15 protein-coding genes are annotated in these 20,069 nt (G+C 56.1%); 5 read left to right on the top strand and 10 right to left on the bottom strand.

From position 1 onward, the window contains the following. Window positions 1-51: 51 nt before the first annotated feature. Window positions 52-1,680: an ABC transporter substrate-binding protein gene (locus FQK12_RS09085; RefSeq protein ID WP_014228678.1), complete on the bottom strand. Its 1,629-nt coding sequence runs from the start codon at window positions 1,678-1,680 to the stop codon at window positions 52-54. Window positions 1,681-1,947: 267 nt separating this feature from the next. Here FQK12_RS09085 and yccA point away from each other — a divergent pair, with 267 nt between their 5' ends. Both yccA and tusE read left to right on the top strand, forming a co-directional pair. Further along, entirely contained in the window at window positions 1,948-2,607 is a 660-nt protein-coding gene (gene yccA / locus FQK12_RS09080; RefSeq protein WP_004100829.1) for an FtsH protease modulator YccA, read from the top strand. Between the two features lie 88 nt (window positions 2,608-2,695). Then, on the top strand, window positions 2,696-3,025 hold the full coding sequence (gene tusE, locus FQK12_RS09075; RefSeq protein WP_004849563.1) for a sulfurtransferase TusE: 330 nt from the start codon (window positions 2,696-2,698) through the stop codon (window positions 3,023-3,025). Here tusE and yccX read toward each other — a convergent pair. From yccX to FQK12_RS09060, 3 genes are read right to left on the bottom strand one after another with little or no spacing between them, the layout of a single operon-like run. Next, complete coding sequence (yccX, locus tag FQK12_RS09070) at window positions 3,022-3,303, bottom strand: acylphosphatase (protein ID WP_004849561.1); 282 nt, start codon at window positions 3,301-3,303, stop codon at window positions 3,022-3,024. The genes tusE and yccX overlap by 4 nt on opposite strands. Before the next feature lie 49 nt (window positions 3,304-3,352). After that, window positions 3,353-4,141 carry a helix-turn-helix transcriptional regulator gene (locus FQK12_RS09065; protein ID WP_014837988.1) on the bottom strand — a complete coding sequence of 263 codons (789 nt, stop codon included), beginning with the start codon at window positions 4,139-4,141 and terminating at the stop codon, window positions 3,353-3,355. Between the two features lie 16 nt (window positions 4,142-4,157). Further along, window positions 4,158-4,712: a YbhB/YbcL family Raf kinase inhibitor-like protein gene (locus FQK12_RS09060; protein WP_014228676.1), complete on the bottom strand. Its 555-nt coding sequence runs from the start codon at window positions 4,710-4,712 to the stop codon at window positions 4,158-4,160. A 191-nt stretch (window positions 4,713-4,903) separates the two neighbouring features. Between FQK12_RS09060 and rlmI the strand changes: the two genes are divergently transcribed. From rlmI to FQK12_RS09045, 3 genes are all read left to right on the top strand, one after another. Next, complete coding sequence (rlmI, locus tag FQK12_RS09055; RefSeq protein WP_009651924.1) at window positions 4,904-6,106, top strand: 23S rRNA (cytosine(1962)-C(5))-methyltransferase RlmI; 1,203 nt, start codon at window positions 4,904-4,906, stop codon at window positions 6,104-6,106. 60 nt (window positions 6,107-6,166) lie between these two features. Beyond that, window positions 6,167-6,484: a heat shock protein HspQ gene (gene hspQ / locus FQK12_RS09050; RefSeq protein WP_009651933.1), complete on the top strand. Its 318-nt coding sequence runs from the start codon at window positions 6,167-6,169 to the stop codon at window positions 6,482-6,484. 458 nt (window positions 6,485-6,942) lie between these two features. Then, entirely contained in the window at window positions 6,943-7,644 is a 702-nt protein-coding gene (locus FQK12_RS09045; RefSeq protein ID WP_014228675.1) for a helix-turn-helix domain-containing protein, read from the top strand. A gap of 13 nt (window positions 7,645-7,657) precedes the next feature. On the opposite strand, the gene FQK12_RS09040 is transcribed toward FQK12_RS09045, so the two are convergent. From FQK12_RS09040 to FQK12_RS09015, 6 genes are all read right to left on the bottom strand, one after another. After that, entirely contained in the window at window positions 7,658-8,596 is a 939-nt protein-coding gene (locus FQK12_RS09040) for a peptidase (protein WP_014228674.1), read from the bottom strand. Between the two features lie 42 nt (window positions 8,597-8,638). Then, entirely contained in the window at window positions 8,639-11,782 is a 3,144-nt protein-coding gene (locus FQK12_RS09035; protein WP_014228673.1) for a glycosyltransferase, read from the bottom strand. 197 nt (window positions 11,783-11,979) lie between these two features. Continuing rightward, window positions 11,980-13,185: an HlyD family efflux transporter periplasmic adaptor subunit gene (locus FQK12_RS09030; protein ID WP_014228672.1), complete on the bottom strand. Its 1,206-nt coding sequence runs from the start codon at window positions 13,183-13,185 to the stop codon at window positions 11,980-11,982. Then, a complete protein-coding gene (locus FQK12_RS09025) occupies window positions 13,182-15,329 on the bottom strand; it encodes a type I secretion system permease/ATPase (RefSeq protein WP_004849540.1) in 2,148 nt (715 codons plus the stop codon). Before FQK12_RS09025 ends, FQK12_RS09030 begins: the two co-directional genes overlap by 4 nt. Further along, complete coding sequence (locus FQK12_RS09020) at window positions 15,326-16,762, bottom strand: TolC family outer membrane protein (protein WP_014228671.1); 1,437 nt, start codon at window positions 16,760-16,762, stop codon at window positions 15,326-15,328. The genes FQK12_RS09025 and FQK12_RS09020 overlap by 4 nt, the downstream gene beginning before the upstream one ends. A 167-nt stretch (window positions 16,763-16,929) precedes the next feature. Further along, on the bottom strand, window positions 16,930-20,069 hold a 3,140-nt coding region (locus FQK12_RS09015), incomplete at its 5' end, for a type I secretion C-terminal target domain-containing protein (protein WP_146295700.1).

Genomic DNA, 20,069 nt, shown 5'->3' with positions numbered 1-20,069 from the left:
TGAAATTCAGGCAGTTTGCGCAGATTTTCAGCGCAAGCCGCCCTCTTCGCGTTAATGTTTTTTGATGTACATATCTTTGGTGTAGTAATACCCCAGCTTATCCGGCGTAAATCCCCCTACCCATGGCTTGACCAGATGGGTGCGCACGTAGTGATAGACCGGAATGGCCGGGACATCCTGACCTAACAGATCCTCCGCCTGCTGGTAGAACTTTCCCCGTGCCGTCGAGTCAGAGGCTTTTGCCGCATTGCGCAGCGCCTCATCGTAGGCCGGGTTGCTGTACTGGCTGGTATTTTCACTGTCGCCGGTGCGGAAGTTATTGAGAAACGTCGCGGCGTCGTCATAGTCGGCTATCCACGCGTAGCGCACGGCGTCAAAATTATGCGTATGCATGGCGTCGAGCATGGTCTTCCACTCCTGGTTTTGCAGCTTCGCCTCAACGCCAAGGTTCTTTTTCCACATTGAGCTGGCGGCGATGGCAATTCGCTGGTGAGATTCGGACGTGTTATAGAGCAGATTAAAGACCAGCGGATGGGTCTCATTATACCCGGCTTCGCTCAATAGCTTTTTCGCCTCGGCGATACGCTTCTCGCGCGGCCAGCTGGCGTACTCGGGATTGTGCAGCTTCACCCCGCCGATGTCAGGCTGGCTGATAAGCCAGGCCGGACGCTGCCCCTGCCCCAGCACCTTCTCCGCGATAATGTCTTTATCGAGGGCCATATTCAGCGCCCGCCGTACGCGCGGGTCGTTAAACGGCGGCCGGGTGGTGTTGAATTCGTAATAATAGGTGGCCAGCTGCGGCGAAACATCCAGCTGATCGCCCATGGTTTTTTTGAGCTGGGCAAACTGATTAATCGGTACCGTATACACAATATCGATCTCTCCCGCCTTATAGCGGTTGACGTCGGCGGTTTCAAAGCTTATCGGCAGGTACGTCACCTTATTGATGACCGTATGCGCGTTATCCCAGTAGCGCGGATTGCGCTCGGCCACAATGCGCTCATTCACCACCCACTGCGACAGCTTATAGGGCCCGCTGGTTACGATATGCTCCGGTTTGGTCCATTTGTCGCCGTAGCGCGATATCAGCACTTTATCGAGCGGAACCAAAGACGGGTGCGCCAGCATCGCCAAAAACGCCGCATTCGGCTGAGTTAAGGTGACCTCAAGGGTGGCATCATCTACCGCTTTGACGCCCAGCGTCTCGGGCGCTTTTTGCCCCTGCGCGATCTCCGCCCCGTTGACGATATGCATATTGCCGGGATAGCTCGCGTAAGGCGACGCCGTGAGCGGCGACACCAGACGCTGCCAGCTCCAGACAATATCCTGCGCCGTAATCGCCGTACCGTCGGACCAGGTCACACCGGGACGCAGGTGGAACGTCCAGACGGTGTTGTCCTTATTCTCCCACTTCTCCGCCAGCCGGGGCTCAATCTCTCCTGCTGGCGATACGCTGACCAGCCCTTCAAAAAGATCGCTGATAATGTTGTTTTCAACGTCGCTTTCCACTTTATGCGGATCCAGCGACGACGGTTCGCTGCCGTTATTTCTGACCAGTTCTTGCTTTTCGGCCAACGCCGTTCCCGGCGGTACCTGAGCGGCCAGCGCCGGGATGACCATGGAGAACAGACCGACGGCCACCAGTACGCGTGTGATGTGATTATATTTTTGTGTTTTCATATCCCTTGCCTTTGTTACGCTTCGTGAGTACCCTCTCCAGAGTTAGTCGCAGAATGGCTATAACGCAATATTTTTCAGTGAGTTATCAGATTTCGATCTGACTCCGGAAGGCGAACAAATAAAAATGCCACTTATCCCGATTTTCCTGGAATAATGTGCTGCATTCAGCCCGCTGACTTTGAGTAAAGATGGGTAAAAGCATTAGGGCTTAGGCCCTGTTTTTTTTATGCTTCGTTATTAATTACATCTGTCATAAGAGAGTGACTCATGGATCGTATAATTACATCGTCGCGAGACCGTTCATCGCTACTTAGCACGCACAAAGTTCTGCGGAACACCTATTTCCTGCTTAGCCTGACGCTGGCATTTTCCGCTATTACGGCGACGGCCAGCACGGTGCTGATGCTGCCTTCTCCGGGTCTGATTCTGACGCTGGTCGGTATGTACGGCCTGATGTTCCTGACCTATAAAACCGCGAATAAGCCAACGGGTATCATTTCCGCGTTCGCCTTTACCGGTTTTCTGGGCTACATCCTGGGGCCAATGCTTAACGCCTACCTGTCTGCGGGTATGGGCGATCTGATTGGCCTGGCGCTGGGCGGTACCGCGCTGGTGTTCTTCTGCTGCTCGGCCTACGTGCTGACCACCCGTAAAGATATGTCCTTCCTCGGCGGAATGCTGATGGCGGGCGTGGTGGTCGTGCTTATCGGTATGGTTGCTAACATTTTCCTGCAGCTGCCGGCTCTGCATCTGGCGATTAGCGCGGTGTTTATCCTGATCTCTTCAGGCGCCATTCTGTTTGAGACCAGCAATATCATCCGCGGCGGTGAAACCAACTACATCCGCGCGACCGTTAGCCTGTACGTCTCGCTGTACAACATCTTCGTCAGCCTGCTGAGCATCCTTGGCTTCGCCAGCAGAGACTAATCCTCTCCCCGTCTGTACTCAGGCCCCGCTTATGCGGGGCCTTATTTTTTGCTACACTGCCGCCATTTTCAGCGGTATGTGAAGAATCATGTTTATCTTTGAAGGCAATGAAATAGAGACCGATAGCGAAGGCTATCTGAAGGACACAACCCTGTGGAACGAAGCGATGGCGGCCGTTATCGCTGAGCAGGAGGGCATCAGCCTGTCCGTTGAGCATTGGGAAGTGGTGCGCTTTGTGCGCGACTTTTATCTGGAATTTAACACCTCACCGGCGATTCGTATGCTGGTGAAGGCCATGGCGAACAAGTTTGGCGAAGAGAAAGGCAACAGCCGCTACCTCTACCGCCTGTTCCCGAAAGGCCCGGCTAAGCAGGCGACAAAAATCGCCGGACTGCCTAAACCGGTTAAATGCATCTAATACAAAATGGCGAATTTCTGCCACTCTCTGGTGGGCTGATGGGGCTCGGTCAGAACCCTGTCCACCCGCGCGCTGCGCGGCCCACCGGCCTTCAGCCAGGCAATAAGTTTCTCCACCTGGTCCGGTTCTCCGCAGGCCAGAACCTCCACGCCGCCGTCGTCGAGATTGCGCGCGTATCCCGTTAATCCCAGCTGCAGCGCCTCGCGCTGGGTCGAATAGCGAAACCCGACGCCCTGAACGGAGCCGTATACCCACGCCATCGTGCAAACCGTTGCCATGTTCCCCCCTTTTCGGCCAATGACTCAATACAGAGGATAGCAAATTCCGTCAGCGTACATGCTTAGGTAATAATCCATAGTGCTGACGAAAACGGGCGCTAAAGCGCGAGCCTGACAGGTAGCCGCTGCTTTGCGCGATGTCGCCAATGGGTCGCGACGTCGACTGTAATTGCCCCAGCGCGTAGGCCATACGGACCTCTTCCACGATCTGGCGGAAGCTCCGGGACTCCTGCTGCAAACGACGGCGCAGCGTCGATTCGCCAAGAAAGAGCATTTTAGCCACTTTCGCCACGCTCCACGCTTCAGCAGGCGACAGCATAATAATTTGCCTGACCTGACCGGTTATGTCCTCGCGCCGCTCGTTGAGCAGCGGCCCGGCGTAGCCAGCCTGATACAGCGCCAGCAGCAATCCCATCGCCTGATGGTGCTGCAGCTCGGCGCTGAGCCCCTCCCGTACCGCCCGCAGGACGCTTTGCCACATAAACGACATTTCCGGCGCCAGCGGCGCGCAAAGCGACGTCAGACGACCGGTCTGCGGCTCGCTCATATAGCGGTGCTTAAAATCCGCCAGCAGTTCCGGCGTGAGAGAGAGCAGGTCGGAGCAAAAAAGCCCGTTTTCCGGCTGATTAATCACCTCGAGCTCAACCTCGGCGGGCAAAATAATCAGCTGCTGCGGCGTTGCCAGCATCTCGCTGGCACCCTGCACAATGACCTTACTGCCGCGGTTTACCCGGCAGATCGCGGGCGAGAACAGCGTGACGCGGTGCAGTTTGCATAAACGACGGGTAGTGATTTCCGCCGCCGTTAACGCGTTATGGTGAAAATGGATGTTCCGCATCATGCCGCCCTTTTTATTATCTTCCTGCCAGCGCCGTTAACTGCGCGCTGGCGATAGCGTGGCTGTGTAACATAAATCCGACTAACGCCCCGCTGGCCTCGCCATCAATGGGCAACGTCGGGGTATCAAGCGCCCATACCGTAAAGCGGTAGCGATGCGGTTTATCTCCGGCGGGCGGACACGCGCCGCCAAAACCCGCATAGCCAAAGTCATTGCGCCCCTGTATCGCCCCGGCGGGCAGTTTAGCGTTATTTTTGTCTCCGGCGCCAGCGGCTAAGCCAGTCACCTGTTGGGCAATATTCACCACCGTCCAGTGCCACCAGCCGCTCCCGGTCGGCGCATCCGGATCGTAAGCGGTCACCGCGAAACTGCGGGTACCCGCCGGAGCATTTTTCCAGGCGATCTGCGGTGAGATATTGCCGCCGGTGCAGCCAAAACCGCCAAACCAGTGCGTCTGCGCCAGCGTCTGGCCGTCGCGCATATCCGCGCTGCTGACGCTAAACGGCGCGGCAATCACCGTCCCACTCATAATAACCATCATCGCGGCTGCGACCTTCAATCCTGTTTTCATCGTATTTTCCTCCGTAAGGTGAGGAAATACTGTAAGATCCCGGCATGTTTTTTATTGTGCCAAAGCGCCTGCGTTTTGTGCCGAAACGCTCACTTGTCGATACCGGTGGAATGGTGCTTGCCTCAGCCACTTGTGCTAACCTACGCGCCATTTTTTCGGTGCCGACATTCCCGTTGCTTAAAGGTAGCCCCATGACAGACTCCATTTTCCCCCGCTTAGTGTTAACCAAAGGACGCGAGAAATCCCTGCTGCGTCGCCATCCTTGGATCTTCTCCGGCGCCGTCGCCCGGATGGAAGGTAAAGCCCGTTCAGGTGAGACCATCGATATCGTTGATTCTCAGGGAAAATGGCTGGCCCGCGGCGCCTATTCGCCGTCTTCACAGATCCGCGCCCGCGTCTGGAGCTTCGATCGCAATGAAGCCATTGATAACGCCTTTTTCGAACGTCGCCTGCAGCAGGCGCAAACCTGGCGCGAGTGGCTGGCGGCCCGCGACGGGCTCGATAGCTATCGCCTGATAGCCGGTGAGTCCGACGGCCTGCCGGGCGTGACCATCGATCGTTTTGGCGACTTTTTTGTACTGCAGCTGCTGAGCGCCGGTGCCGAATACCAGCGGGCGTCGATTGTCAGCGCGCTGCAAACGCTGTTTCCGAACTGCGCTATCTACGATCGTAGCGACGTCGCGGTGCGTAAAAAAGAGGGGCTGGAGCTGGCGCAGGGGCCGGTTGTCGGCGAACTGCCGCCTGCCCTGCTGCCGATTACCGAGCACGGTATGCAGCTGCTGGTAGACATTCAGGGCGGTCACAAAACCGGCTATTACCTTGACCAGCGCGACAGCCGCCTGGCGACCCGTCGATACGTCGCCGATAAGCGCGTGCTGAACTGCTTCTCCTATACCGGCGGTTTTGCCATCTCCGCGCTGATGGGCGGCTGCCGTCAGGTTGTCAGCGTTGACACCTCGCAGGAGGCGCTGGACGTCGCAAAGCAGAACGTTGAGCTGAACAAGCTGGATCTGTCTAAAGCGGAGTTCATCCGCGACGACGTCTTCAAGCTGCTGCGGAAATATCGCGACGCCGGCGAAAAGTTTGACGTGATTGTGATGGATCCACCGAAGTTTGTTGAAAACAAAAGCCAGCTGATGGGCGCCTGCCGCGGCTATAAGGACATCAACATGCTGGCGATTCAGCTCCTGAATCCCGGCGGCGTCCTGCTGACCTTCTCCTGCTCCGGCCTGATGACCACCGATTTATTTCAGAAAATCATTGCCGATGCCGCCCTGGATGCCGGACGTGATGTACAATTTATAGAACAGTTCCGCCAGGCTGCCGACCACCCGGTGATAGCAACCTACCCCGAAGGGCTGTATCTGAAAGGGTTTGCTTGCCGCATCATGTAACTTGAAAAGTGGAGAATCGGCCCGCATATAGCAGGTAATCATGTCTCCCAGGAGGTGCTTATGATAGCCAGCAAATTCGGTATCGGCCAACAAGTTCGCCACACGCTTTTGGGCTACCTGGGCGTGATCGTCGATGTCGATCCCGAGTACTCGCTCACGGAGCCGGAAGAGGATGAAATCGCCGCTAACGACGAACTGCGCCTTGCGCCCTGGTATCATGTGGTGATGGAAGACGATGATGGCCAGCCGATTCACACTTATCTCGCAGAAGCGCAGCTGAGCAGCGAGCCCAGCGACGAACATCCTGAACAGCCGTCGCTGGACGAACTGGCCAGAACCATTCGCCAGCAGCTGCAGGCCCCTCGATTGCGCAACTAGTCATTTGTGGGTTTTACGCCTGGATACCGCCAGGTTTAAAACCCCGTTGGCTATTTTCATCTCCTCCTTGCCGCCGCGTATGCGGCAAATAGGATAAAAAATAAACGCCGCGCTTTTTTATTTAATAAACACATATACCTACCTGACTCACTCCGCTTATTATCGCGTTAAAAAATCAAAAACGAAGCGAGAAATTCCTCAAGCGCAATAACGTGACTTTTTGCGCAAAAAGACCAGCCGCAAAAAAAGATCTACCTGGCTTAAAAAAACAATAAAAAAAATCAATTTATATTGACTAATATGAATTACAGGTTTTAGATTACAAATCGTAATTTATAGCAGGAAAATAATCCTGGCAATGTTCGATAAGTTGCCAACAGAAAGCATATTATTGATTATTAGACGCGTACAACATCCATTCAATAATATTTTCAACTCATTGTTTTAAAAGGGTAACAATGAAGAGGAATAATCACTCGCTGCTCCGCGATGAAATTTTAAGCAAAGTCGTGAAACCCACCGATCATATTGAAAAATTGATTGAGATAATCGCTAAAGAGCATACGCCCTGCACCATTAGCAAAAAACGCAACATCAGCCTGACGCGGAATGGTGAAAGACAGTGCCTCATTTTATTCGACGGGAGCGTGGCGTTAAACCGCATAAGCGATGGGATGATCCTTAATGCTGAAAGCGCACCGTTTATTTTTGGCGCCAGCTGCCAGCTGGCATATACCCGCCATCTGTATGTTAAAACGAAAGAAACATCGCGCTTACTTTTGATTCCACAACGTTTTTTTCATGAGCAGGTCGTCAAATATCATCTCTGGCAATCGCTGGCGATGCTGCAGGATTATAGTTCGGCCAAAGTCTATGCTCATTGCATGACGATATCACAACTCTCCGCATACGAAATTATACGTAGCCATCTTCTCGAACTTATTGATGAACCAAATGTAATTAAAAACAACATCACTGCCGTGAATTATATTATGGACCACTCTTTTTTGTCCCGCAGCGGCATCATGCGGGTATTATCGAAGCTGAAGAGTGACGGCTATATCCATTTATCGCGCGGCATCCTGACGGATATTATTGATCTGCCGGAAAAGATGAACAGGCTTTATTCAAAATCCGGGCCCGCGCAGCCAGCAGAATGAGTATGCATACCGCTTATTTTTTATTCTGCGCCGTCGCGGATAACGCCTGGCAAATCAGGCGACTGTACCGCCCGTCGCGCTGCTGCTGTTCACTCCAGCGGATATTGGGCAGCTTCATTTCACCAGAAATGCGCCGGCTGCTGAGCGCAAGCTGCTGAAAAAAAGGCGCCAGCATCGCGCCGCCGGGCACCGTCCGGGTTTGAAACACCGGGCTGCCGTCGACATAGCGATACGCCAGCGCGTTATCCGGCACTAGCGTGGCGGCAAACGCCTGCTGCGCATAGCTGGCCCAAAAGGTGGCCGCGCTATAGCCGCGAGAAACGTTACTCTCGCAGGTAACCTCCCCGGGTGAAGGCACGACTCTTTCCTGCGCGGGTCTGAAGGCATTTTCCATCCAGCGCGCCATACCTTCCAGGTACCATTTCTGTTTAAAAACCCCGTAGCCGTATTGATACAAATGGAATAATTCATGCGCTGGCGTAATGTTGCGCGCCGGCCGCAGCGCGGCGTTAAGGACAATTTTTAAGCCGCAGGGCAGCGCCGTTCCGTCACCCATGGTTTCTGCCGCCACCCGATCGAAGGCCAGGCCGTGACCTTTGGGGAGCGTCAGCAGGTAGATGTTGATCTGTCGGGCCTGGCGATAAATTTTCTGCTGCAGCGGCGAGCGCAGGCCCAGCAGCGAGGTATAGAGATATTTCGCAGCCTGGAGCTGGCTCGCAATGTCTTTCACGACATCCGGCACGCCGTCGCCGGTACTATCCTGCGGATATTGCAGGGCGTCCCTACCCTGCAGGCTGTAGTAAATATGAAAGTCATCCACGATGTGCGCTTTTTCCAGGCGATGCGCATGAAGCAAAGAGCCGGGAACGCAGCGGGAAACCTGCACCACATCGCGCGCCAGCAGCGGCGAACAGCAGCAGGATGCCAGCAGGAGTGCGATGACTCGTCTCATCGCCACGCCTGAGGGCCGCGGGAATAAAAAAGGCGCTGACGGTTAGCCAACGTTAACCGCCCGAGGACGCTTTTTTTCCAGCCCGTTTCCGCGCTCCGCGCCGGCATCCAACTGACGCTCGCTTGTCTGCAGCCATGCCGCCCAGCGTCCGGCGATAGCGCTGCCGTAGTAGCGCTGGGCGTTGCGCAGCGCGGCCTGCTGCATACTTTGCTGCAGCGACTTGTCGGAGATAACGGCGATCAGCGCCGCCGCCAGGGCCTCCTCATCGCCGCAGGGCACCAGAATCCCCGCCTCCCTGTCCTGCAGGATGTCGCGCGGGCCGTACTTAATGGCAAAGCTAATCAGCGGCGTACCGTAGGCCATCGCCTCCACGGCGGAGAGAGACTGCCCCTCCTGAGTCGAACAAAGTACCGTGCAGCAGGCCGTTTTATGCGCCTGCGCGATGTCGGAGGTGAAACCGTTGATATGGATCGCCTTCTCCAGCCCCCACTCCGCCACCCGCGCGCTTAAGCTGCGCCGCAGCGGCCCGACCCCGTAGGTGTGCAGCTGCGCATCGGGGATCGCCGTCAGCACTTTACGAAAGGCGTTCAGCAGCAAGGCATGCTGCTTCTCTTCCGAGTAGCGTGCCAGATAAATGACCGTCTGCGACGGCGCTTTCTGCGGGTTCGCCGGAATATTGCCGTTATCGAGATGATTGGGGATCACCGCCATCCGCGCGGCCGGGAAACCCTCCAGCTGCAGGTCCTGCCACTGCTCATCGGTGAGGACAATCAGCCGATCGACAAGCTCCGGCTGTTCGAGGATATGCCGGTAGGAGCTTTTCAGCGCGCCGTTAGACAGCTGATGATGGGAGTGAATAATCGCGCTCAGCGTACACGCCATGCGCTGTGCGGGCCGCGAGCAGACGAAGCTTTTCCACGTTTTATTTTTATCGACGATAAAATGCCAGCGCCCTTTTTCCGCCAGCCGGGTTTCCAGCATCCACGCATAAAACGCCTCTTCCTGAGCAAAGCGTTTGACTTCACCGCCCGCCAGGGCAATTTCAAGATGGCTTAGCTGCACGTTGCCCTTTTTCTCGTCAAAGCTTTTGCGCAGCAGAATATTGCCGGCGCTATCAATATAGTCTTCGATGATTCTCCCCTGCGGACGCAGCAGGAAGTTGTGTTTACCCACCGCGACATCCGCGCCGGGATTGACGGCATGCCTGAGCTCGATATTGCCCACCAGCGGCGCCAGCGCAGCGATCGCGTTCATCTCAAAGCAATCGCTGAGCCACTCATAGAGGTTATAAACCGGCACCTCTTCGGGCAGCGCGCCGCGCGCTTTCAGCGCCCGCACCGCTCTGGACAATTCGGGATTCCACGTCGCGGTAACTATCCAGGGCACGGTGCGCAAATGTTCGGTAAAGAGCTTCGCCCGCCGCATGGCCGCCACCTCAATACCGTTGCCGACGTCGCGCAGCGTCTCCAGCAGAAAAACGGGGATCGCGTTATTCGACGGCGGCGCGTCGTCCTGCGGGAGCAGCGGCTTTTTTGCCGCTAAATGGTATTTCTGATAGGCGATAAAGCCGGAAAGGTAGTGCTCGACGTCATCGATACGCACGCGGTAGCTGTGGTGGCGAATAAAGAAGCTGTTGACGATCCGTGCGGGATTTTTAAAAAACATCGCCAGCTCAGGCCAGAAGAAGCCGTTCAGCAAATAGCGCGCCCGAACTTCCAGCGCCTGCCAGAACTTCTGCTGGTCAAAATCCGCCAGCAGATGGCGATGCTCGGGCGAGGCGTCCAGACGGGTCACCATCTCAGATGCCGCCATCATTAATTCCAGCAGCGTGGGATAGGTGGTGACGCGATGCAGCACAAAATCAAGATGATCGCGCACGTTGTTCAGGCCAAAGCGAAAGTACTTCTCTTCCGGGCGAAAGCGGGTTAACTCATTAACGCAGTAGCTCAGCCAGTGGTCATGGTGCTGCCAGTGCTTATTTTTAATGAAATAGGCGAAGGCTTTTTCCACCATCTCCAGCCACTGCGGCGCTTTAGTCAGGCCGTACAGGCGCATAAGAGCAAAAGCCGCTTCGCCATCGTAATAAATGATGCGGAATTTGGCTTTCAGCGACAGATCGTGGCTATTCAATACGTGAACAAACTGGCCGCTGAGCGGATCCTGCATAAAGGCGATGCCTGTCGCCAGCTGCGCCATCAGCGGCAGATATTGCCGGTCTCCGGTCGTTTCGGTGTATTTCACCAGCGCCAGGATACTTACCGCGTTACCGCCGAGCTTGATCTCATCGCCCACGTCGCAGAGAAACGCCGCCTCGCGTCCATCGTCCAGCGTCCGTACTTCAATCAGCGTGTTAACCAGGTACGCAATCGCGCGGTCTATCGCCTGACGAACCGACGGCTGACGGGTCGCTTCCCAGCCCTCAATCAGCGAATAGGTGGAGCTGGCGTGGCGCAGCGCGTTATAGGATCGGACCGGGCGGTCGAAACAGGGAAACCAGCCGTAATGGTAGAGGCCGTCTTGCTTTACCTGACGGGCCAGATAATCGGTGCCTTTTTTAATCACCTCGGCGAGGCACTCGTCCTGCCAGTTTTCCCCGATAACGCGATAGCCGGAACCTCGCCCGCTCTGTTCCATCACTTTTGTCCCAAAACGATCGCAGAAGATCCCCTGAGTTTTAAAGCGCCAGAGCGGCTGCTGCGGATCCTGCGGCCAGCTAAGCGTCTGTTTAAACCGCCGCCGGGCGTAGTTTTCCAGATTGACGCTATTCGGCGCCACGACGCCGTTATCGCCATCGTAGAGCAGCGCGTTGCCGGCAATTTCCTGCTCGAGCATTGCGCAATTAAACTGCGGGTCAAACGCGAGGCCAAAGCGAAAATAGTTACGCTTGGTGACCATGAATTTTTCATTGAGGGATTGCCAGCTGAGCTTTTCCACGCTGTCCACGACGTCAACCCGCAGCCACTGCGGTTCGCGGTCCTGTTTTTTACGCCACTCCTGCAGCGCCCTGGCCCCCGCCAGCCACGCGAGATCGAAGCTGGTACCGCGAGAAATATGCATATGCGCGCGTGATTGGCCATCGCTGACGCTAAAGAAGATTACCCATGCCGGATAGTCAGAGGGCAATACGGTGGATTTTAATTTTTTCGCCTGAAAGCAGGCTTGTTGCAGTAAATCACTTAGCGCCATCTTCCCCTCTCCGTTTATTCAAGAATGCGTTGAATGTTTAAAAATTATTATCAGAGACTGCAAACAAACCCATTTTAGATATTGCGCCGATGGCTCGGCCCGGCACACTCCCCGGAGGCGGCGCTCAACGCTCCTTGTCCGGGCTAGCGGACCGCAAACGGCCATGACCCGTAGCCGATAAGAAGCTCGCCCGTTGATTAACGTTCCCTTAAGGCTTCTTTTGCCCGATTAAACGGTTTGACCAGATAATCCATGACCGTTTTTTCGCCGGTCTTAATATCAACGGTGGCAATCATTCCCGGGCCAATTAAAAAACGCTTGCCGCTTTTATTTTCCAGGTAATCATAGTCAGTGCGAATAAACACCCGATAGTAGTAAACATCCGGTTTAGCTTCATCCTGAGTGGTATCCGGCGATATGGTTTCCACCACGCCGTTCAGCGCGCCATAGATGGCATAATCATAGGCGGTAATTTTCACCAGCGCCTGCTGGTCAGGATGAATAAAAGCAATATCACGAGGTGAAATCCGCGCTTCGATTAATAACCGGCCATCGACCGGAACAATTTCCATCAGCTCGCCGTTGGGCGCAATAACCCCACCAATCGTATTGACCTTAATATTTTTAACGATCCCCTGCACCGGCGAACGAACGGTTAAGCGCGTGACCGAATCGGCGCGCCCCTTTATCACTTCCGCCAGACTGGCCACGTCGGCATTGGCTTTTGACAGCTGCTCACGCGCGTCAACAAAATAGCGGGTATTGAGATCGATTTTTTTAAAACTAATATCCGCGACCTGCTGGCGAAGACGCAGCACTTCGACATTGCTCGCCGCCCCGGTTTTCGCCAGCCTTTCGGTGATGGCCAGTTCGCTATTCACCAGTTTTAACGACTCGTCCAGCTGGCGCGTCGATTTGCTCAGCTGCTCTTTGCGGCTATGGTACAGACGCGTCTCCTCCGCCAGCAGCGCGGGCCAGGCTTTCAGGGAGTCGGGAAACGCCAGCGGCTGATTGTTCACCTCGGCGGTTAAGCGAATGCTCGCCGCCAGCGAGGCGCGATATTTCGCCTGGCTTTCGCCGACGTTAGATTCGCTGCGGGTGGGATCGAGGCGCGCCACAACCTGTCCGGCTTGTACCTTGCTGCCTTCCCGTACGTTCAGCTCGGTTAAAATACCGCCGTCGAGGGTTTGTATCACCTGCTCCCGCGAGCTGGGGATCACTTTCCCGGTACCGGTTGAAACTTCGTCCAGTACCGCGAACCATGCCCAGATGCCGCCCACCAGCAGCATAACGGCCAGCAGGAGAATCAGCCGCCGCGATTTAACAATTTTCGCCTCGTCTTCTTCGCTATCCGGCAGCAGCGCCACCGGGTCGTGATCGGCCATCAGGGGGATTTTACTCATATGTTCACCACCTGCCCGCGGGCTTTCTCTTGCTCAAAAACCGTTGCTTTGGGTTTATCCAGCGCCAGCTGCCCGTCCTGGATAACCAGGATCCGATCGACGATATTAAGCACCGCAGCTTTATGCGTGGCGATGATCATCGTTCGCTCGCCGGCCCACTGCGCCAGCTGTTCCACAAAGGCCTTTTCCGTTCGCTCGTCGAAAAACGAGGTCGGTTCATCGAGCAGGATAATGTTCGGATCGCGCAGCAGCGTCCTGGCCAGCAGCAGCGACTGCCGCTGGCCGCCTGAAAGCCCCAGCCCGCCTTCCATAATGACGTGTTCAAGACCGAGGGGCAGTTTGCGCACAAACTCCAGCGCGCCGCACAGGGTAAGCACCGAGAAGATTTCATCATCCGTCGCCGCCGGTCGCCCGAGGATCAGGTTCTCGCGCAGGGTGCCGTGGAACAGCCGCGCCTCCTGGGTCAGCAAGGTGGCGTTGCGGCGAATATCCGCGAGGTCGATCTGCGGCAGGCTTAAATCATCCAGCCGCAGCTCGCCCGAAACCAGCTCGACGTTGCCCATCATCGCCTGCAGCAGGGTCGATTTACCGGCGCCGATTCGCCCAAGGATGGCGATTCTCTCGCCGGCTTTTATGGATAACTGGTTGATACGCAGCGGGATCGCGGCATCGTTAAGGCCGTAGCGGAATTCCGCCTGCCGGAACTCGTAGTTGCCGTGCAGCACGGCGCGGTGAACCCGGGTTTCGTCCTGCCCCCCTTCGACCGGCAGCGCCATCAGGTTATCGAGGCTGGCCTTCGCCGTTTTCACCTGCTGCCAGCGAGCGAGTACGCCGCACAGCGCGGTCATCGGCGCCACCATGCGGGTCGAGAGCATTGATGCCGCCACCATCGCCCCGGTGGTGATGTCGCCATTAATCACCAGCGGCGCGCCGACCACCACCACCGTGGCATAGAGCAGGTTTTGCACCGACATTCCCCAGCTGACCAGGCCGTGGGTGAGCCTGCGCGTTTTGACCCCCGACTCGGCGGTAATGGCAATATAGCTATTCCACTGATGCAAAAAGCGGCTTTCCGCCTGCATCATTTTGATGTCCTGCAACCCCTGAATGCTTTCCACCAGAATGGCGTTACGCAAGGTATTTTCATGCTGGTTTTTATTGGCCAGCGCCGCGAGCTTGCGCTGCAGCAGCAGGCCGGGCAGGATCATCAGAATCGTCGCCACCGGCGCAATCCAGCTTAGCCACGGCGAGACGATAAACAGCACCACCTGAAACAGCAAAAAGAACGGTAAATCCGCCACGATGGTCATCATCGTTGAGGTCATCATTTCGCGCACCTGCTCCAGCTCGCGGATTTGCGAAATAAAGCTCCCCGTCGAGCGCGGTACCGCGCTGTTTTTCAGGCGCAGCGCGTGGCCGAAGACCCGGTCAGAAACGCGAATATCCCCGCGTTTGCCGAGCAGATCCGTGACGTGCCCGCGCATAATTTTCAGCACAAAAGCAAATACCGCCGCCAGCAATACGCCGCTGAACAGGACATAAAGAGTGGGATAAGACTGCGCCGGGATCACCCGATCGTAAACCTGCATCGAAAACAGAATACCGCTCAGCGCAAGAACGTTTATGGCAAAAGACGCCAGCATCACGTGCAGGTAGGGGCGAATATCTTTCAGCACAATTTTACGCAGCCAGTCCGGCTGAAAGCGGGCCAGGTAGCTCTCGGTGCGAATATCCCTTTCCGGCGCTGACGGGCGAAACGCAATGGTCTTTTCAATTTCCGGCAGCAGGGTTTCCAGCGGGCAGTAGCTGAGCAGCGCGAGCTCCTTCACAAACCGCACCCCGACGGCGTTATTAACGTCAAAGCTTTCGAGCACGGCGACTTGCCCGTCGCGCAGCTGGACGACCAGCGGTAGCCGCCAGGCCGACATTTTCTCATCGCCCGGAGATAAAAACTGGCAGTTTAGCCCGGCGTGGCGCGCCAGGTGCCGGAGCGCCTCCGGCAGGGTTTTCTGCGTCGCCCACTCGGCGGCGGCATGCAGCGTGCCGGGAGAAAAGCTTTGTCGATAGTGGTTGGCAATAAAAGCAATCGCATTAGACCAATCGAGCAAATGCGGTATCCCGGCGCGTTCGTTTTGTGAGGTCATGGGCGGATCTCCACGCCCTGGATATTTTGTTTTTCCAGCGCGAACACCGAGCGCATCTTGCCGGTGCTGAACAGGCAGTCCAGCTCCAGCGAACGCAGTTGTGATTCCGTCAGGACCTGGCTAAATCTGGCCTGGTAAATTTCCTGATCGACGTTGAGCAGATCCAGCAGCGGCCGCGAGCCGAGCTGAAGATACTGATCCTGATACAGCGCCCGGGTTTGCTCACCCAGCTGCTGCTGACGTTTCTGAATCCCCAGCGACTGGGCAAGATTAACCGCTTCATCGCGAGAGGCGTTCAGCTTCTGGCTGGCGTCCAGCTGGGCGGTTTTTATCGCCGCATTCGCCGCCGCCAGACTTTGCTGGGCGGCGTCGCGTGAGGCGGTCATCGCACCGCCCTGATAGATGGGCATTTGCACTTTCACCCAGGCGGAGTATTGCGTTTTATTCAGTACCGCGCTGTTGGCGTAGTTATCGTTGAGGTAATGGGTGACTTCCGGCTCAAGGGAAATCGTCGGCAGCATTTGCGCGTTGGCGTTATCCAGCTGAGCCTGAGCCTGGCCGGCCTGGGCCAGCGCCGCTAATACCGCCGGAACAGAGCGGTAATCGATTTTGGATACCGCGCAGGCGGCGTCCATCCCCTGCGGAAGGTCATCCGTCACCGTGGCAATGCCGCCGATGCCGATATAGGTCGCGAGCGTGGCTTTCCAGCGCTGAAGGGCCGCCTGATATTGCAGGAGCGTAGATTGCGCGCCCTCCACGCGGGTATCGGTCTGCACAACGTCCGATAACGATGACGCCCCCGCATCGTTGCGCTGGCGAATAAGATCGCCAATCTGTTTAAGCGAATCGACCTGCGCTTTAGCGATGTCGACCAGCTTTTGATAGCCCTGCACCTGCACTACCGCCGCGGCGGTGTCGTGAGCGACCTGATCGATATTCAGCATGACGGTGGCCTGCTGCTGGGCCACGCCGGAGTCGGCGGCTCTGACCGAACTGGACACTTTGCCGAAGTCGTAAAGCATTTGCGATACCGAGACGACCAGCGATGGCGTATATCCGGCATCAGAATAAGTATTACTATAACCATTATTCATACCCGCACTAATTTGCGGGTAATATTTGGCTTTCGCCACGTCAACTTTCTGCGCCATTTCCTGGAGTTTGCTGACCTCCTGGGTAATCGCCGGATGCCAGTTGACCGCATTTTTTACCGCTTTTTTAATATCCAGCGGGCCGGATATTCGGGTCTGGCTATTAATAATCTCTTCATTGTACCCCGCGACCTGTTGGCTATCGGTTAAACGCTGGCTGCTAATATCATTCGGCATCAAGTATGAATTTTCCGCATGACCTGAAAACGGCGGATTCAAAGCAATAAAGAGAGCGGTATAGCCGCAGGTTATGACATTCCTTTTTTGTTTAAATAGACGCATCAAATTTACCCTTCAGAATTCACGCACTGAAAAAACGGATATAATAATTTCCGCATCATTATTTTTATTAAATAACGGTCTGCTATCTCCCGGATCGCTGCCCGATTCATTCCTCCGCAATAAATAATCTGGACGGCACTTCCGTGTGCCGTTCGCTATAACGCCGATTAGTTGGAGTTATTTGTATCAAGCAGCTCGTTGAGCGAATTGATATGCACCCCTTCCAGCGTAATTAAGGTTGTTGATTGATGGTCACCGGCCCCGCCGTCGCGGTCGATGGATACCACCGTGTTATTGCCAACGTAGCTCAGGGTCACATAGTTGCCCAGACTGCTGCTGTTCCCATCCCAGTCAACCAGCAGCGCCGACACATCGATATGATCCCCTTGCGCAACCGAGAAATCCTTCCAGGTATCGCTGCCGTTGCCGCCGGTATTGTCATCGGCCAGCAGGTTGTAAACCACCGTGTCGGCCCCGATACCCAGGGTGAAGGTATCGTCATAAGCGGTGCTGTGGATATCGTCGCCGTTCACGCTGCCGGTAATCTGCGGATGCAGATCGATGGTCAGCGTCGCCGCGGAAGAAACGCCATTGCTGTCGTTTACCGTGTAGGCGAAGACCTCCTTGTGCGTGATTGTCGACACATCCATCCCTGCCTTCAGACTGAAGGTATAAGAACCATTATTCGCCATCGTCAGGGTGCCATAGTCACCGTAAATTGTGACGCTACTTCCGGTTACTGCGCTACCGTTGCTGGTGGTGATACTGCCATTGCTGTTGAAGGTCCAGGATTCGGCACTGCCAGTGGAAGTATGTCCGGCGACGGTGTATGAGGCATACAGCACGCCATGGAAATCTTCCGTACCGCCCGAGTTGTTTCCGTTCTGGATATTCCCGCTGACGTTGGTTCCTGCCACCGTATAGTGCGTTGCGGTATCGAACGTCGTACCGGTGATAGAAGCTCCAACCGTATAATTCGGCGCTGGCGTTAAGAAAGAATCCAGAGTGGCGGTGGCTTTCGAAGCCAGGACCATCTCGTAATTTCCTTCGCTCAATGCCACACCCGTTAGCGTTAGCGTATCCGTAGCGCTGGCTGTTGCGCCGATAATCGTGGTCAGATTTTCTGTCGGTGCCCCCTGCCACACCAGAACCTTACTGCCGTCGCTGAGTACGTGATAAATGCTGACCGTGCTGTCAATCCTGACGGTATTGACCACCGATCCACTCGCGGTGTAGTTCACATTCACCGAGAGGGTATCCATTTCGCGATCGGCCCCCACGCTAAAGTTAATCGACTTACTCGCTGATACTCCGCCCGTTGTCGACTTACCGCTTGTGTTCAGCCCCGCGGTGTCAATCGCCGGAACATTCACCGTTGCCAGCGCCGTTGCCACGTTCAGCGCAACGACATCATTCACCGCCAGCGAAGCCGGGCTGTCGATATCGATCGTCAGCGTCGTGCTCGCCGTGTGGCCCAGACTGTCGGTTATGGTGTAGGTAAAGACCTCCGATTGGCCGACACTATTCACTCCGCCGTACGGCTGATAGGTATAGCTACCGTCGCTATGGATGGTCAGCGATCCCCAGGCACCGGCTATCGTCGTTCCGCTGCTAGTGACCGATACCGGATCGGCGTCGGTCACCGAGGTGGCGGTGACGCTCGTCACCTTAATATTTACCCCGGTGTCCGCCACATCGCCGTCGCCATCGCTTTGCAGGACGTTCCCCGTCAGGCTGTCGGTGTGATAGCCCTCAGAGTCGGTGACCGACACGTTGACAAAGGTGCCCAGGTTCAGGTCCAGCAGCGCGCCCAACAGACCGCCGGTATTCGGTGAAGAGACCACCGCTGTGTACGACCCTGAAGGTAACATTGAGGACCAGCCGCCGCCGCTATAGCCCAGGCTGAGACCGAGTCCATTAACATTAATGTTGACGGCGTTGGTCAGAACCTGCACCACTTCGCCGGTCGCCTTATCGACGATAGAGAGATCCGCCGTAAAGGACGATGCGCCACCCAGCAGGCTCAGCAATGTGCTCAGGGCCGCGCCCAGGCTCAGGCCGGTGGTCCCAGAGACAGCGAGCAGCACTTTTTCGTTTGCCCCCGTGGCGACGTCAAAGTCAAAACTATTGCCGTTGAGTAAGCCAACGTTGACGGAACCGAGTAACGAGACGCCGACAAGTTGGCCAACGGTACCGCTTTCACCGTTGAGCGTATCGAACGTCGCGGTCAGATCCGTTTCCTGAGCATCCGGATTGGCCTGCGCCGGTTCGATGTTGCCGCCGATATTAATCGTCAGGTTAGTCGTCGAGGTATTGCCCGCTTCATCGGTAATGGTATAGCTAAAGACATCCGATTGACCGATAGCGGCCCCGCCTTTGGTCAACTGGTAGCTATAGCTGCCATCAGAGTGAATCGTCAGTACCCCATAAGCCCCGGTGATATTGACGCCAGCGCTGGTCACGTTAACCGGGGTCGATCCGTCGACGGAGTCCGATACCGCGCTGGTGACCGAGATGCCCTGACCGCTATCCTGCATATCGCCGCTGGCGGTGGTATCCAGCACGTTACCTTCAATGGCGCCGACGCTGTAGCCAACCGAATCCGTCACGTCCACGTTGACGAAGCTTGCCACCTGGGCCGCCGCCAGCGCGTTGATCAACGATACCAGGGGGCCGTTACTTTCCGGCGCAGAGATAACCATGGTGTAGTCGCCCGCCGGCAGATTGGCGAAGGAGACCGTACCGTTATAGGAGAGCCCGCCAAGCAGGCTCGCCGAGATAGAGACGCTGTTTTCCGCAATCGCCACGACTTCGCCGGTGACCGTATTCACCACCGACAGATCGGCCGTCAGGGTATTTCCTGCTCCCAGCAGGTTGACGATAGTGGTCAGCAATCCGCTCGCCGTCAGCAGCGAGTTGCCGTTCACCGATACCGTCATATCCTCAACGGTTCCGGAACCCACGCTAAAGCGCAGATTATTGCCCGACAGCAGCGAGACATCGACGGTGCTGAGTAACGTCAGGCCAACCAGTTGACCGCTGGTACCGCTGACGTTGTTCAGGTTACCTTCCAGCGCGACAACGTCCGGGCTGTTGCTATCGGGGATGGCCTCGATATCGCTGTCGGAATCCGAGTCGCTGTCCGAATCCGAGTCGCTGTCAGAGTCGGAGTCCGAATCGCTGTCGGAATCCGAGTCGCTGTCGGAATCCGAGTCGCTGTCCGAATCCGAGTCGCTGTCAGAGTCGGAGTCCGAATCGCTGTCCGAATCCGAATCGCTGTCCGAATCCGAGTCGCTGTCCGAATCCG

It is taken from the genome of Klebsiella sp. ME-303 (assembly GCF_007910085.1).
Lineage (GTDB): Bacteria > Pseudomonadota > Gammaproteobacteria > Enterobacterales > Enterobacteriaceae > Klebsiella > Klebsiella michiganensis.
Note: the sequence above shows the minus strand (reverse complement) of the source record. Positions and strands in the feature narration are given on the sequence as shown.